14 protein-coding genes, 1 tRNA gene and 1 pseudogene are annotated in these 14,761 nt (G+C 43.8%); 12 read left to right on the top strand and 4 right to left on the bottom strand.

Translation table 11 applies throughout. The annotated features are described in order from the left end of the window. Nucleotides 1-5 precede the first annotated feature (5 nt). From BLP57_RS08105 to BLP57_RS08070, 8 genes and pseudogenes are all read left to right on the top strand, one after another. Nucleotides 6-305 (top strand): hypothetical protein, encoded by a 300-nt coding sequence (locus BLP57_RS08105; protein WP_092070750.1) that lies wholly within the window; start codon nt 6-8, stop codon nt 303-305. 109 nt (nt 306-414) lie between these two features. After that, nucleotides 415-717 (top strand): hypothetical protein, encoded by a 303-nt coding sequence (locus tag BLP57_RS08100; RefSeq protein ID WP_092070745.1) that lies wholly within the window; start codon nt 415-417, stop codon nt 715-717. A 2-nt stretch (nt 718-719) separates the two neighbouring features. Next, nucleotides 720-1,052 carry a ribonuclease gene (locus BLP57_RS08095; RefSeq protein ID WP_092070742.1) on the top strand — a complete coding sequence of 111 codons (333 nt, stop codon included), beginning with the start codon at nt 720-722 and terminating at the stop codon, nt 1,050-1,052. Between the two features lie 21 nt (nt 1,053-1,073). Beyond that, nucleotides 1,074-2,507 (top strand): N-acetylmuramoyl-L-alanine amidase, encoded by a 1,434-nt coding sequence (locus BLP57_RS18555; protein ID WP_092070739.1) that lies wholly within the window; start codon nt 1,074-1,076, stop codon nt 2,505-2,507. A gap of 65 nt (nt 2,508-2,572) precedes the next feature. Beyond that, nucleotides 2,573-3,217, top strand: a pseudogene (locus BLP57_RS08085) (peptidoglycan-binding protein); the annotation flags it as partial. Between the two features lie 222 nt (nt 3,218-3,439). Continuing rightward, nucleotides 3,440-4,498, top strand: coding sequence for an FUSC family protein (locus BLP57_RS08080; RefSeq protein ID WP_015526780.1), 1,059 nt, complete (start codon nt 3,440-3,442; stop codon nt 4,496-4,498). Between the two features lie 84 nt (nt 4,499-4,582). Then, complete coding sequence (locus BLP57_RS08075) at nt 4,583-5,851, top strand: M18 family aminopeptidase (RefSeq protein ID WP_022426517.1); 1,269 nt, start codon at nt 4,583-4,585, stop codon at nt 5,849-5,851. 17 nt (nt 5,852-5,868) lie between these two features. Continuing rightward, nucleotides 5,869-6,678: a Cof-type HAD-IIB family hydrolase gene (locus tag BLP57_RS08070; protein WP_015526778.1), complete on the top strand. Its 810-nt coding sequence runs from the start codon at nt 5,869-5,871 to the stop codon at nt 6,676-6,678. 182 nt (nt 6,679-6,860) lie between these two features. Here BLP57_RS08070 and BLP57_RS08065 read toward each other — a convergent pair whose 3' ends face one another. Beyond that, nucleotides 6,861-7,805, bottom strand: coding sequence for an AEC family transporter (locus BLP57_RS08065; RefSeq protein ID WP_092070736.1), 945 nt, complete (start codon nt 7,803-7,805; stop codon nt 6,861-6,863). A 94-nt stretch (nt 7,806-7,899) separates the two neighbouring features. On the opposite strand from BLP57_RS08065, the gene BLP57_RS08060 reads away from it, so the two are divergent. The 3 genes from BLP57_RS08060 to ilvC all read left to right on the top strand — a co-directional run bounded on the left by BLP57_RS08060 (nt 7,900) and on the right by ilvC (nt 10,772). Continuing rightward, on the top strand, nt 7,900-8,994 hold the full coding sequence (locus BLP57_RS08060) for a tyrosine-protein phosphatase (protein WP_242872577.1): 1,095 nt from the start codon (nt 7,900-7,902) through the stop codon (nt 8,992-8,994). A 164-nt stretch (nt 8,995-9,158) separates the two neighbouring features. Further along, nucleotides 9,159-9,656, top strand: a complete 498-nt coding sequence (gene ilvN, locus BLP57_RS08055) for an acetolactate synthase small subunit (RefSeq protein WP_021652933.1) — start codon at nt 9,159-9,161, stop codon at nt 9,654-9,656. Nucleotides 9,657-9,752: 96 nt separating this feature from the next. Continuing rightward, nucleotides 9,753-10,772, top strand: a complete 1,020-nt coding sequence (gene ilvC, locus BLP57_RS08050) for a ketol-acid reductoisomerase (protein WP_059086364.1) — start codon at nt 9,753-9,755, stop codon at nt 10,770-10,772. Nucleotides 10,773-10,936: 164 nt separating this feature from the next. Here the strand turns inward: ilvC and BLP57_RS08045 are convergent, their stop codons facing one another. The 3 genes from BLP57_RS08045 to BLP57_RS08035 form a co-directional block, all read right to left on the bottom strand. Next, nucleotides 10,937-11,833 carry a LysR family transcriptional regulator gene (locus BLP57_RS08045; RefSeq protein WP_021652931.1) on the bottom strand — a complete coding sequence of 299 codons (897 nt, stop codon included), beginning with the start codon at nt 11,831-11,833 and terminating at the stop codon, nt 10,937-10,939. 95 nt (nt 11,834-11,928) lie between these two features. Next, nucleotides 11,929-12,002 (bottom strand) — tRNA-Pro (locus BLP57_RS08040). Nucleotides 12,003-12,136: 134 nt separating this feature from the next. After that, nucleotides 12,137-12,619: a hypothetical protein gene (locus BLP57_RS08035; protein ID WP_092070733.1), complete on the bottom strand. Its 483-nt coding sequence runs from the start codon at nt 12,617-12,619 to the stop codon at nt 12,137-12,139. 796 nt (nt 12,620-13,415) lie between these two features. Here BLP57_RS08035 and BLP57_RS08030 point away from each other — a divergent pair. Then, nucleotides 13,416-14,621, top strand: a complete 1,206-nt coding sequence (locus BLP57_RS08030) for a zinc ribbon domain-containing protein (RefSeq protein WP_092070730.1) — start codon at nt 13,416-13,418, stop codon at nt 14,619-14,621. Nucleotides 14,622-14,761: the final 140 nt, after the last annotated feature.

The raw sequence follows: 14,761 nt of genomic DNA, 5'->3' as shown, positions 1-14,761 counted from the left end.
TCAAAATGGCATTAAAAAAGAAGATAATCCAGGAGGATGGTGTGATTACTGAATACCACCGCATCCTGTATGTATCAAACACTGTAAACAGTCATTGCTCTGTTGCTGTGATTTCCTTGGCTTCCGAAGAGATCAGGAATAAACAGCTCGCGGGAGAAATTCAGCAGCCTTATCAGAAAATTGTCACCTATGAAACTGAGAAATTTAGCGATCTGAGTATCAAGGAAGCATATGAATATCTCAAAACCCTTCTGGAGTTCGAAGGAGCGGAAGATGTTTTCGAAGATAAGGATAACAGTGTTTGATTGAAAGGATAGAAAGGATTTATTTATGAAGATCAGAGCCGAGCCGTGACAGGCTCTTTTATTTTACAGAAAATTGCGCCGGCGCAATAGCCGGAGAAAGCGTGAATAATTGAAAGAAATACTCACACAAACATATCTTATCGCATTGCCGATTTTGCTTGGTTATATCGTTTGGCTTCTGAAAAATCAGAAGAAAGATCGAGACGCAAACAGTAAGGGAACTATGCTCTTGCTTCGCGTCCAGATGATTGAGTATCACTCAAAGTATACGAAGATGGGAGATATTCCGTCATACGCATATCAGAATTTCTGCGAAATGTACGAAGCTTACCACAGACTTGGCGGAAATGGCATGGTAACAAAAATGAAACAGGAAATTGAAGAACTGCATATCAAAAGAAAGGGAGAATGACTATGAATATTAACACTATCACACAGTATGTAACTTACGCCCTGGCCCTGATCGGAATCCTGGCATTTATCGTTTCAGCAATCGTGCAGGTGATCAAAGATCTTCCAGGTCTGAAGAACATTCAGACCAGTATTGTTGCCCTTGTAGCATCCCTGATTCTGTGCCCGGTAGCATTACTGATTCTGTGCACATATTATAAAGCTGCAATAACCTGGTATTACATTGTAGCATCTGTGATTGCAGCATTTATCGTGTATCTGGTTGCAACCGGAGGCTGGGAGAAAGTCAAGGAGATCTGGGAAAGAACAAAATATAAAAATTCAGAGGGTGAGTGATCACCCTCACAGGAGGAAAATATGATAAAGATCATGGGAACCCCACAGGCCAGCGTTGAACAGATGAAGGTTTACATCAAAAAAGTAAATCCACAGGTGTCCGATTCGGTCACAAAGATGATTCCTCTGTATATCACGGAAGGCACGGAAGAGGGCGTGCGTGGTGACATTGCTTTTGCCCAGTCCTGTTTGGAAACAGGAAACTTCACGTTTTCGGGATCAGCAGTAACACTTGATCAGAATAATTTCTGCGGATTAGGTGTGAACGTCACAGGAAAGAAAGGCTGCAGCTTTAAAACTGCGAAAGAAGGAATCAGGGCGCAGATCCAGCATCTGCAGGCTTACGCTTGTACAGACGGACTGAAACAGAAATGTATTGACCCGCGATATACATACGTATCAAGAGGCTGCGCTGAGTATGTTGAGCATCTCGGCATCCAGGAAAATCCCAAAGGACAGGGCTGGGCATCCGGAAAGAACTACGGACAGAAAATCATCAACATCCTGAACGGTATATTATCTATCAAGACATCAAAAACAGAAAAGGAGAGTAATACCATGAATATCAACACAAGCCTTATCAGTAACAACAATAGCTATGCAGGTCAGAAACCGGCATATATCGTAATTCACAACACGGATAACTATGCCAAGGGTGCAAATGCGAAAGCGCATGCAAAAGCACAGCATGATGGCAACTTTAAGGGATATTCTGCACATGTATATGTGGACGACACAGAAGCGTATCAGGCGCTTCCATACAACCGTGGAGCATGGCACGTGGGCGTCAACTACGGCGGTCGGCTGTTCGGTACTGTCAACAACAGAAATTCAGTAGGAATCGAGATGTGCGTTCAGGCGGGCTATAACTATGAGAAAGCTTTCCAGAATACAGTCCAGGTGTGCAAACAGCTTATGAAACAGCTGGGAATCCCGGCAGACAGAGTTGTGCAGCATTATGATGTATGTGCAAAGAACTGCCCGTCAGCAATCCGTGCAAAAGGTGACTGGAACCGGTTCAAGCAGCTGATCGGAGCTAAGACCGACACACCGACGGTAGATAAGTATTATCGCACAAGAAAGTCCTGGGCTGACAGCAAGAGCCAGATCGGAGCATACAAGAGCCTTGAGAATGCAAAGAAAGAGTGGAAACAGGGATACACCATCTATGACTGGAACGGAAAAGCAGTGTATCCGGTACAGACTTCAAAAAAGGCAGTAGTTCTGACGGGAAAGTTTGAGACCCAGCTTCCAATCATCCGGAAAGGGAATTCCGGCGTTGCAGTTTCTGTGCTGCAGTCTGTACTTGGTGTTACTGTGGATGGCCGTTTCGGAGACGATACAGAAACATCCCTGAAAGTTTTCCAGAAAAACACAGGCGTAAAGGTAAGTGGAACCTGTGGTATTGATTCCTGGAAAAAGGTGATCGAACATGTGAAGGCAAAGACAAAATAACTTCCTATTATAAAAAAGTCCGGCAGGTACCCACTGCCGGACGGATATTGTATCATCATTTATGTGCCAATGTTCTTGCGATCATGTCGTTTACTCTGAACAGAGTTTATACAGAGTGGTACCGGAATAAGGGTTATGATTTCACCATTACATCCTCCACAGCATACGACCACAAATGGATCCATGGCAGGAATATTTTTGAGAGTATAGACCGGATCGTGGATGAACTTTTTGAAAACTACCTTTCCAGACCGGATGTACGTCAGCCGATCCTGACCCAGTACTGTGACGGACACCAGGTGCAGTGCAGGAACCGGGGATGGATGACCCAGTGGGGAAGCAAAGCTCTGGGAGATCAGGGATATTCCGCAATTGAGATCCTGCGGAGCTTCTATGGAAACGATATGTATATCAATGTGGCGGAAGCAGTTTCCGGGATTCCCGCGTCCTGGCCGGGATATGACCTGACTATCGGTGTTACCGGAGAAAAGGTACAGCAGATCCAGGAACAGCTTAATGCCATAGCAAAAGCCTATCCTGCCATCCCGTCAGTGACTGTGGATGGTATTTATGGTCCGGCTACTGCTGCATCTGTAAAAAAATTCCAGAATATATTCGGACTTCCCGCATCCGGAGTGGTGGATTATCCAACCTGGTATAAGATACAGGACATTTATGTAGCAGTGACCAGGATAGCGGAGCTGCAGTAAATATAAAAATAATAAAAATGTTCCTGGCCATTTTCGGAGTGATCTGATCGGGGCTGAGGTGTAATGCGTGAACATGATTTCAGAAAAAATATTTGACGTTTTAGAATAAACCAAGTATAATGGCTGTTTGTATCTTTGAACGTAAATTGTAAAGAGATTGCGTTTATGAGCATGTGAAAAAAGCGAAATGAGAATGTCTGCTTTACAAAAGGAGTGATGAAAATGACATTTTATCAGGAACTGCAGTTAAGCTCAACCGGATCAAAACAGCTGATCAGAAATACCACAGACAAAAAGGAGAAAAGAAGGCATATTCTGATCTATAATTTTAAAGTGTATCTTGTCATGGCATTTTGTGTGGCGGTTGTGACATTGTACAGTAAGATAACCGGCAATGACAACAGTGTTGTAGGAGTAACCGTACTACTGGCAGTGCTGGTTTTAAGACAGGCGGATTTCGGAATCCGGACGTCCCACGGATTGTTGTCCATTGCCGGGATTTTCTGTATTCTGATCGCAGGACCGAGATTATCCAATATGGTTTCACCGGTACCGGCATTTTTTGTTAATGCGATAAGCATCCTGTTACTGATGATCCTGGGATGCCATAATGTAATTATGTATAACCATTCCACATTTGTTCTCGGATATCTGCTTCTGATGGGATATGACGTAACCGGAAAGGCGTATCTGCTTCGTGTAGAGGGGCTTTTGGCCGGAATGGTTCTCTGCATGGTAGTTTTTTATAAGAATCAGAAAAACCGCCCGTATCGCAGGACATTTCTGGACCTGTTCCGGGAATTTGATCTGCATTCCGCAAGAGGCAGGTGGTATTTAAGACTGACGCTGATCGTTTCCAGCGCTATGCTGATCATGTCTCTTCTGGGACTCCCAAGAGCAATGTGGGCCGGAATTGCCTGTATGTCCGTGTGTTTGCCGTTTACCGCGGATTGCAGGGGAAGAGCCGGAAAAAGAGCTATGTTCAACATCGTTGGCTGTATTCTGTTTGCAGTGCTTTATCTGATACTTCCGGAATCTATGTATCCCTATATTGGAATGATCGGAGGAATCGGTGTGGGATATTCCGCAGGTTATGCGTGGCAGACTGCATTTAATACATTTGGAGCACTGTCCATTGCATCAGGACTGTTTGGAATGCCGGCAGCAGTGCTGCTCCGTATTGGAGCCAATGTATTTAGTTCAATTTATACTATGCTCGCAAATAAGCTTGGGGATAAGCTTGTGCAGCATATGTGGGTACGAAAGAGTGCAGAAATCTGAGATATTGCCCTGAAAAAAGTTTTGCCGTATAATGGGTAATAGCATAACAGCCTTGATATTACCGGGCCGACAGAGGAGAAGATTATGTACGAAGAAACAACAGAAAAACTGCTGGAATTTATCAGTAAAAGTCCTACAGCCTTTCAGGCGGCAGAGGAAACAAGAAGACGTTTTTTGGAGGAAGGCTTTACAGAATTGAAGGAAGAGGAGCGCTGGGAGCTGGAAAAGGGCGGAAAATATTTTGTCATGAGAAATCATTCCGCGATCATCGGATTTTCCATTCCTGTCAATGACTGCAGGAGATATCATATCATTGCAAGTCACAGTGACTCCCCGTCTTTTAAAATAAAAGAAAATCCGGAGATGTCTGTAAACGGAGCTTATGTGAAGCTGAATGTGGAGCGGTACGGAGGAATGATCCTTTCTACCTGGTTTGACCGTCCCCTTTCTGTGGCAGGTCGCATGATCGTCCACAAAAACGGAAAAATTCTGGAAAAGCTTGTAGATATTGATAGAGATCTGGTCATGATCCCGAGCCTTGCGATCCATATGAACCGAGATATTAACGGAGGCTATCATTATAATGTCCAGAAGGATATGCTTCCATTGTACAGTGGCAGTGGCGAAAAAGGAAACTTCATGCGGATGCTGGCAGAAGAGGCAGAGATCCGTCCGGAGGATATCCTGGGCCATGATCTGTTTCTCTATAACCGGATGCCCGGAACGATCTGGGGATCCAGGAATGAATTTGTTTCCAGTCCAAGATTAGATGATCTGCAGTGTGCTTTCGCTTCAATGGAAGGCTTTCTTCAGGCAGATAAGAAGAAGGTCATTGCAGTCCACTGTGTACTGGATAATGAAGAAGTGGGAAGCACTACCAGGCAGGGAGCTGCATCCACATTTCTTAAAGATGTACTGTTTCGTATCAATCTGGCCCTTGGCGGAGATCAGGAAAGTTACCTGATGGCCCTTGCAGAGAGCTTTATGATCTCTGCGGACAATGCACATGCATTACATCCGAATTATACAGACAAGGCAGATCCTGTAAACCGTCCGGTGATGAATGGTGGAATTGTGATCAAATATAATGCCAATCAGAAATATTGTACCGATGGGATTTCCACAGCAATCTTTAAGGAACTCTGCAGAGAAGCAGATGTGCCATATCAGACATTTGTGAACCGTTCTGATATTGCCGGTGGTTCCACTCTGGGAAATATTTCCAATACCCAGGCAGCCATAAATACGGTCGATATCGGTTTGCCGCAGCTGGCGATGCATTCCGCTTATGAAACAGCTGGAGTGAAAGATACGGAAAGCCTGATCCGTGCGGCAAAGGTATTTTACAGGTGATATCGGAGGACAGGAAAATGAGCAGAAAAGCAGTATTTTTTGATGCGGACGGAACAGTCTGTGATATGAAAAAAGGAGTGCCGGACAGTGCCATAGAAGCCATCCGTGCGCTGGTAGATAACGGACATGAAGCGTGGCTCTGCACAGGAAGAAGTCGTGCGTTTGTATCCTGGTATCTGGAGCAGATCCCTTTTACGGGAATGATCAGTGCCTGCGGATCCACCATTGAGAAGGACGGGAAGAGACTTTTTAATAAAGAGATGACGCCGGAGGTTGCAAAGCTTTCTGTGGAGGTTCTCAGAAAATACGGACTGATCCCGGTAATGGAAGGCGCGGATTTTATGTATTATGACAAAGAGGAGTATACCGATGAAGTGAACTGGTATGCCAGTCTGATCACAGAATCCCTGGGCGATAAATGGAGGCCTATCCGTGGAAATGAGGATTGTATGCGGATCAATAAGATCAGTGCAAAAATGACGGAGGGATGTGATGCGGAGGCAGCGTTATCCATTTTATCAGAATACTATGATATCATCCGCCATGAAGGCAGCAGTTCGTTTGTGGGAAATACCATTGAACTGGTGCCAAAGGGCTTTAACAAGGCTGTTGGGATCGCAGCTGTGATCCGCCTGTTTGATATTCCGTGGGAGAATACCGTTGTTTTTGGAGACAGCAACAATGATCTTGCCATGTTTGAATACGCTGCAACAAAGGTTGCCATGGGAAATGCTTCTCCGAAGATCAAAGAATTGGCAGATTATGTTACGTCTGATATGTTCCACTACGGCATTCGGGATGGCTTGAAATATCTGAAGCTGATCTGAGAGAATGCTTCGTTTGTTTTGTAGGCTATGAGATTGTAAGAACAGAAACATCCACATCAGAAATGATAGCTTTATGTGAATATGCTTTTATAAAAAAATGCTGTAAGAACCAGAAATCATAGTTCTTACAGCATTTTATGTTACAGATTTTTTCGGGTAGATAATATGCAGAAGCTGCAATATCAGATCAGTCCCAGACCTTTGCAGATAAACAGCCAGAGTGTCAGGGTAAAGGCACTGAATAATGTGGTAAGAAGCACGACTCCCGAAGAAAAAGAGCCCTCATGTCCCATGTTTTTTGCCATGACAAAGCAGGTAACGGTGCTGGCAGACCCTAGCATGATAATGATGGAAACCAGCTTGTCCTTTGTAAAACCGCAACGGATGGCAAGAGGAAGAAAAAGTGCTTCATAACCGACAAGTTTCATAAATGTACAGGCAACAGTTGCTTTCAGCCGGGAAAAGGCTTTTCCGAAGTGCAGAGATCCGCCCATAGCCATGAGGCCAAGAGGAGTGGCGGTTTTTGCAAGATTGTCTGCCGTAGAGTCCAGAATCTTCGGAAATGGAAGACGAAGAAGGGACCAGAGTGTACCGGCTGCAATGCCGAGAATGATGGGATTGGTGACAATTCCCTTTAAAGTGCGCTTCAGAACGGTACCATCTATTTTTCCCTGACCTGGTTTAAAGACAGAGAGAACTACAACAGCCATTACATTGTAAAGAGGGACGCTGGCAATGATCATCAGTGGTGCCATACCTGCATTTCCGTAAAGGTTCTGGATAATGGCGATACCAAGGATCGCTGCGCTGCTGCGGTAGGATGCCTGGATAAACTCGCCCTGGATATCGGAAGGGTGGAGAAAACGGGACAGGAGCACGGAGATCATAATACTGAGCGATGTGATCGCAAAACAGAAAAGAACCATCTTGGGATCCCAGGCCTCATAGATATCGATTTTAGCGATGTCCTGAAACAGAAGCACAGGCAGGGGGATGACAAATACAAATTTGTTCATACGATTGACAAATGTTTCATCAAACAGTCCGATCCTCCGGAAAAAATATCCCAGGAGCAGTGTAAGAAAGATGGGCACGGTAACATTCAGACAGAAAATAAGATTGTCCATAAAAGAAAGCCTCCCTGTGGTAAAATTTCTCTGTTTATTATATCCAAACCACGAAAATTGTCAAACGAGGTATACGGGACTGGAGATTTCTGGTATGATAAAAAGTGTTGCGAAGAAAGCAGCACAGGGGTTGAGAAGGAGAAAGAAAATGAGATACGGAAAAATACGGATCGAAGATGGCTTTTTTGTGTTTACCAGACATATGATGCTCAACAGTCTTCCGTGTAAAGATATTCTCTGGGCGTACATGCGCCGTGAGGGAACCGATAAAACCGGTGAAAAGCAGCTGATCATCAATTATCTGGTGATCATAACCAGACGTCAGAAGCGTTATAAATTTGATATGACGGAGCAGGAGGTACAGGATTGCCTTCAGCTTCTTAAAGTACTGAATCCGGATCTTGCGGTTGGTTTTCCAAAAGGAAGCAGGCTTCCGCTTCAGAATCTTCCGAATACAAGAGATCTGGGTGCATTGATGACAGTAGACGGTTCGCATATTCTTCCCAGAAAGCTTTTGCGCAGCGGAGAAATCTATCATGCTTCTGCTGCAGACAACCGGATCCTTTCAGAAGAATATAATGTAAAAACAGTGATTGATTTCCGGTCAGCCGCAGAAGTAAAGAAAAAACCGGACGATATCATGGCAGGAGTGGAATATTATCATATTCCAATCCGGGATGAGGACAGCAGTGGAAACAGCTTTTTTGAACATGTGATGTCCTGCTATGGTGATGTAGACCAGTATATGCAGGACTGGTACCGGAATTTCGTTACGGATGAGTATTCTCTGAAGCAGTATGCACGTTTTCTGGATGTCCTGCTTCATGTAAAGAATGGAGCTGTTGTTTTTCACAGTGCCACAGGAGAAGACCGGACAGGAGTCGGAACAGCACTTTTGCTCTTTGCTTTGGGTGTACCTAAGGAAACGATACGAAGGGATTATATGCGGTCAAATCCATGTCTGGAAGATGAACTGAAATATATGTGCAGGCTTTACCGGGCAGACCGGCCGGAAAACAGCCGGAAGCTTGCAGATCTGAAAGCCTTCTATCAGGTGAAGGAGTCTTATATCAATACAGTTTTTGATGTCATCGAAAAAGAAAACGGAGGAATTGAAAGATTCCTTCGGAAAAAACTCTATCTGACACCAAAGGCATCCGAGGAGCTTAAGAAAAAATATCTGATCTGAGGATAAAAACATTTCTTATCATCCTGAAGGAATTTTGCAGGAAATTTTGATTGACAAAATTTTCGAAGTTGTTATAATGGTAAGAAAGCAAGGGTTTATTAGATTAAAGCGTTAACTGACGAAGTCGGTTTTCTATACATAAAAGTGTTGAAAGCAGGTGTATTATGGAAAAGAGAATACTATCCATCCTTGTGGATAATACCTCCGGAGTCCTTAGCCGTGTGGCTGGTCTTTTCAGCCGCCGTGGATATAATATTGACAGCATTACCGCAGGAGTGACTGCAGATCAGAGATATTCCCGTATGACAGTTGTATGTGAGGGAGATGATCAGATGCTCCAGCAGATCACCAAACAGCTGGCGAAGCAGGAAGATGTACGGGATGTTAAGGTCCTTGAACAGGACGACAGCGTTGCCCGTGAGCTGATGCTCGTCAAGGTTGCTGTGAAGCCGGAACAGAGACAGGGAGCTCTTTCTGTTGCAGATATCTTCCGTGCCAAGGTGGTGGATGTAAGTAAGGATTCTCTTATTATGGAGATGACCGGAAGCCAGAACAAGCTGCAGGCGTTTGTGGAGCTGATGGCTGACTATGAGATCCTTGAGCTTGCAAGAACAGGAATTACAGGTCTGTCACGAGGCAGTGACGATGTCCGTTACCTGTAAATTTTTTACATATGTTTGCTAGGAGAGCAGCTACTCTCTTAACGATAAATAATTTTTATGAAGAAGATGTTGTAAACATCAGAGGAGGAAAGTAAAATGGCAAATAAGATTTTTTACCAGGAAGACTGTAATCTTGGATTATTAGATGGTAAGACAATTGCGATTATTGGATACGGAAGCCAGGGACATGCACATGCACTGAACCTTAAAGAGTCCGGATGTAATGTAATCATCGGTCTTTACAAAGGAAGCAAATCCTGGAAAAAAGCTGAGGAGCAGGGCTTCGAGGTATATACATCTGCTGAAGCAGCTAAAAAAGCAGATATCATCATGATCCTGATCAACGATGAGAAACAGGCTGCACTTTACAAGAAGGATATCGAGCCGAACCTTGAGGAAGGCAACATGCTTATGTTCGCTCATGGCTTCAACATTCATTTCGGATGCATCAAACCACCAGCATATGTTGATGTTACAATGATCGCGCCGAAAGGACCTGGACATACAGTAAGAAGCGAGTATCAGGCTGGTAAAGGTGTTCCTTGTCTGATCGCTGTAGAGCAGGATGCTACAGGTAAAGCTCAGGATATCGCACTTGCATATGCACTTGGAATCGGCGGAGCAAGAGCTGGTGTTCTTGAGACAACATTCCGTACAGAGACAGAGACAGACCTCTTCGGTGAGCAGGCTGTACTTTGCGGTGGTGTTTGCGCACTTATGCAGGCTGGTTTCGAGACACTTGTTGAAGCTGGTTATGACCCAAGAAACGCATACTTCGAGTGTATCCATGAGATGAAACTGATCGTTGACCTGATCTACCAGTCAGGATTCGCCGGAATGAGATATTCTATCTCCAATACAGCTGAGTATGGCGATTACATCACAGGACCGAAGATCATCACAGAGGATACAAAGAAAGCAATGAAGAAAGTTCTTTCCGATATCCAGGATGGTACATTCGCAAAAGAGTTCTTACTCGACATGTCCGATGCAGGTGCACAGGTACACTTCAAGGCTATGAGAAAATTAGCTTCTGAGCATCAGTCTGAGAAAGTCGGCGAAGAGATCCGTAAACTCTACAGCTGGAACGGCGAGGATAAGCTTATTAATAACTAAGCAAAATTTATTGCAGGTGCAATAAATTTTGCGCTACTCGAACGAAGCGCAGCGAAGTTTGAGTCAAAAAAGTCACACACGTAATACAGTGGTAGGAAACTTTTTTGAAATTTAAAATTCCCATCTGGTCGCAATGATCAGATGGGAATTTTTTTTACATTCCTTTATTTATCCGGATGCTCTGTTTCATCATCAAAAAATGGCGCGATCAAAGCCGAATCAGCATCTTTCTGTCTGCATACAAACCCGATCTCACGCAGCGGAAAAGAAAATCCTACCGGTACTTCCACCAGAGTTCCTTCTTCCAGCTCTTTTTTTACAAAATCACGGATCACACATGCAATCCCAAGACCAATTTCCGCAAACTGGATCAGAAGATCCATAGTTGTTACTTCCAGAATATGACTTAATTCCACATGATGTTCTTTCAGCTGAGTGTTCACGGTCTGACGTGTGATATTGTCCTCATCCAGCATCATGAAAGTTGCTGCCTGGATCAGAGGTTCATCCGGATAGAGCTTTTTCTGATTTTCCAGATACTGCTGTGTACAGACAAAGGTATCTTGGATTTTCAAAAGAGGCTGAAAATAATATCCCCGAAGCTTCTGCGGCCGTCCGATGAGTCCCAGATCGATTTTTTCCTCATCCAGAAGCTGCAGCGTCTGATAAGTAGACTGGCAGGAAATTGTGATACGTACATGAGGAAAACGTGCAATATAGTTTTCCAGGTGGGAGAGCAGTACATATCTGGTAAGAGTAGAACTGGCACCCAGACGCAGCTTTGGAATGTCCCGGGAACGGTTATGGCGAATGGAATTTTCTCCTTCATCCAGAAGTGAAAGAGCTTCTTTTACTTTTTCAAAAAGAAGCTCGCCGTCCGGAGTCAGAGTGACACCCCGGGAACTGCGTTTAAAAAGAACGGTATCCAGATTCTGCTCCAGCTTCTGGATCGCCTTGCTGATAGCAGGCTGGCTGATATAAAGGTCCCGGGAACTGTGGGAGATACTGCCGGTACGTGCTACCGTATAAAAAATATGATAAAGAGACAGATTATCCTGCATGCAAAACCTTCCTTTCGAAAAATAGTAAGGTAATAAAGGTAATAAAAAAATCCGAAGTCATCAGACCTCGGAAATCCTTGAATTTGTTAGAAATATCGGGGCAACAGGATTTGAACCTGCGACCTCACGGCCCCCAGCCGTGCGCGCTACCAAGCTACGCCATACCCCGCAACGCATATAACTATAACATAAACGAATTGTAAATGCAACCATTTTTTGAGGAGAAAGATGGTTGTATGGATGATAATAAAGAGTGTGATCCCTTGATACTTTCATAGGCTTCACACTCTTTACATAATATGATCAGGCTGTCTGTATTGTGTTACCTGGGTCAGGTAAAATACCTCTTCCCTGAAGTACAACGACAAGAGTTTCTGTTGTGTCCTGTAAATTTTTGATATCTTTTCGGATATCCCGTTCTGCAAGCTTAACATCCAGTGAAAGGTCGTCCAGGCGTTTTCTGTTGGTATCACATTTCAGATCGATCATTTCAAGTCTGTTTTCTACCCGGTTGAAGCGGGCATCTATTTCATCAAAACGAACATCCATAGCATCAAGACGAGCGTCGATACCGTCAAAACGAACATCCATAGCATCAAGACGAGCGTCGATACCGTCAAGACGAACATCCATAGCATCGAGACGAGCGTCGATACCGTCGAGACGAGTATCCACTGCATCCAGTCTGGCGTCGATACCATCTAATCGGTTATTTATATTGCCCAGCTGGACATTGATCGGGTTTATCATACCGGCTAATAATTCCAAATCTTTCTGATCTAGCATATGCGCATCCTCCCACAAAAATTGTACCGCATATTTCTCTGTGCGGATATTGTATCATGTTTCGAGTGTGAAGTCTATGAAATTATCAAAGAACAGAATGGACGGGAACAATAAGTTCTTGACTAGTATAATATATATAATAAGAAAAAACAAGATATATTTTTATATCTTTAATAATAATAGAAAATGCAGGCGAACTACCTGAAGAATAAAAAAAGGAGGCCGGGAGTTGTGCTGACTCCCGGCAAAAAAGTATGAAAAAGAAAAAGATTGTTTAGCATTTGCTATCTACAGTTAATAATATAGTAAAAAAATGTGTGCATTGTGTGAAAGGAAAATGAAGAGAATGTGAAAACTGCCGCTTAATGTTAGATTAAGCGACAGTGATTTTTTCGGATTATTCTGTTGTTTGATCCAAGATTTTGAACCATATGTAATGATAACATCCGCTTTAATGCTTGTCAAGCGATCTGAAACTGCCATAGCTGTCCAATTATGTCGTTTTTTGTGCCGTTTTATGCAGCTTTTTATATATCAGAGAAAGAAAAATACATATCAATATATAAAAGTGGTCATGATAAGTGGTCAGATGTATAGTCCCAGGGACCTGTATTTTGCGGGAAAAATCAGGCTTCTTGTTATAAGATTCATGGTCATAAGTGGTCAGCTTTTGTGGTCAGAAAAATGGCGAATTTCCTTATATACAGGTTTTTTCAGGTCCTGTCGCTTAATCTAACATTAAGCGACAAGATAATAATATTGGATAAGTTATATAAATAAACGGAAGGAAGAGAACATGCCGTCCAATACAGGCTACAGCATAACAACCAGAAGACTCCGACTTTGCTGCGGACATCCGGAATGGCTCAGGAAAACCCAGGATTTCTATAATGAAATTGAAAGCTTTTATTATGATCTTCTGCTGGCTCATGAGGAACTGGGAGAACTGGGGAGCCAGAAAACTCTTCGGGCCCTGGAGGTTCTGACTATTATGGGAAGAGACAAGCAGGTTCCTCAGAATCCCCTTCCCTGGGAAAAAGTCCCATTGTATTTCAGGCGGGCTGCGATAAACAGTGCTATAGCCGCAGCAAAGAGTCACATATCCAGGCAAAAGTCCATTCCGGGGAGGAAAGCAGAAAAGCTTCATTCAGCAGTTACCTATTATAAAGGAATGTACAGAGATTTTTCTCATAAGGAGATTACACTGAAGGTATGGACAGGAGAACAATGGAAATGGATGAGATGCAGACTGTATGGCAGAGAATTTCCCGCAGAAGCAGAGCTAATGTCACCCTCAGTAACCTTTGAGAAGAAATATCTCATGTTGCATGTTCCCGTGAAGGAATTTACAGCAGACACTGCAACAGTAAAGCAGCGTATCCAGGAAGGGCGGAAGATCTGTGCCATCCAGTTTACAAACGGAGATGTTTTTGCTGTGGGGACAGTATGTGACGGCACAGGGAAGGAAACAGATGTGAAATTCTGGGGCGGCGGAAAAGAATATACGCATCGCTGCGATCAGATCAGGAAGAAAATCGAGAAAGCCCGGAAATCTCTCGGCGGGGAAAAACAGCCCGGAGAAAACAGGAAATACTGGATGCATCTGAAACACCTGTCGGAGCATTATGCCCATGAGATTAGTTCACAGATCATAGGCTTCTGCCTGGAAAAGCAGGTTTCGCTGATTGTCCTTCCAAAATACAAAAAAGAATACACAGATTATGTGATGATCGGATCAGGAAACTGGAGCACTATGCATCTAAGCTTCAGGATCAGGAGCAATCTGTCCTATAAAGCATGGAAAAACGGCATTCTGGTCATTGAAACCTATGCAAAAGGGATATCCGAAACCTGCTCTGTCTGCGGTGCGCCAGTTAAGACAGCAAACCGCAAAACAGATGAATATACCTGTGAGAACGGGCACAGAGGAAGCCGAAGCCTAAACAGTGCCAGAAACCTGAGCCATAAATGTATTCTTCAGTTTGGAAAACAAGTGGTATGACCATTGTTTTATAGAGCGAGAGCACAACTCAGCTTCTGCTACAGGCAGATGCTGACAGGTTGAATACCGCCTGTCGTGTCTCCCTTATCATAAGGAAGAGTCGGCCAAGAATTTCCGCCAGAAGCTCCGGCACAGCCGTG

This window comes from Blautia sp. SF-50 (assembly GCF_900101315.1).
In the GTDB taxonomy this organism is placed as follows: domain Bacteria; phylum Bacillota; class Clostridia; order Lachnospirales; family Lachnospiraceae; genus Blautia_A; species Blautia_A fusiformis.
This window is presented reverse-complemented; position numbering and strand designations above follow the sequence as displayed.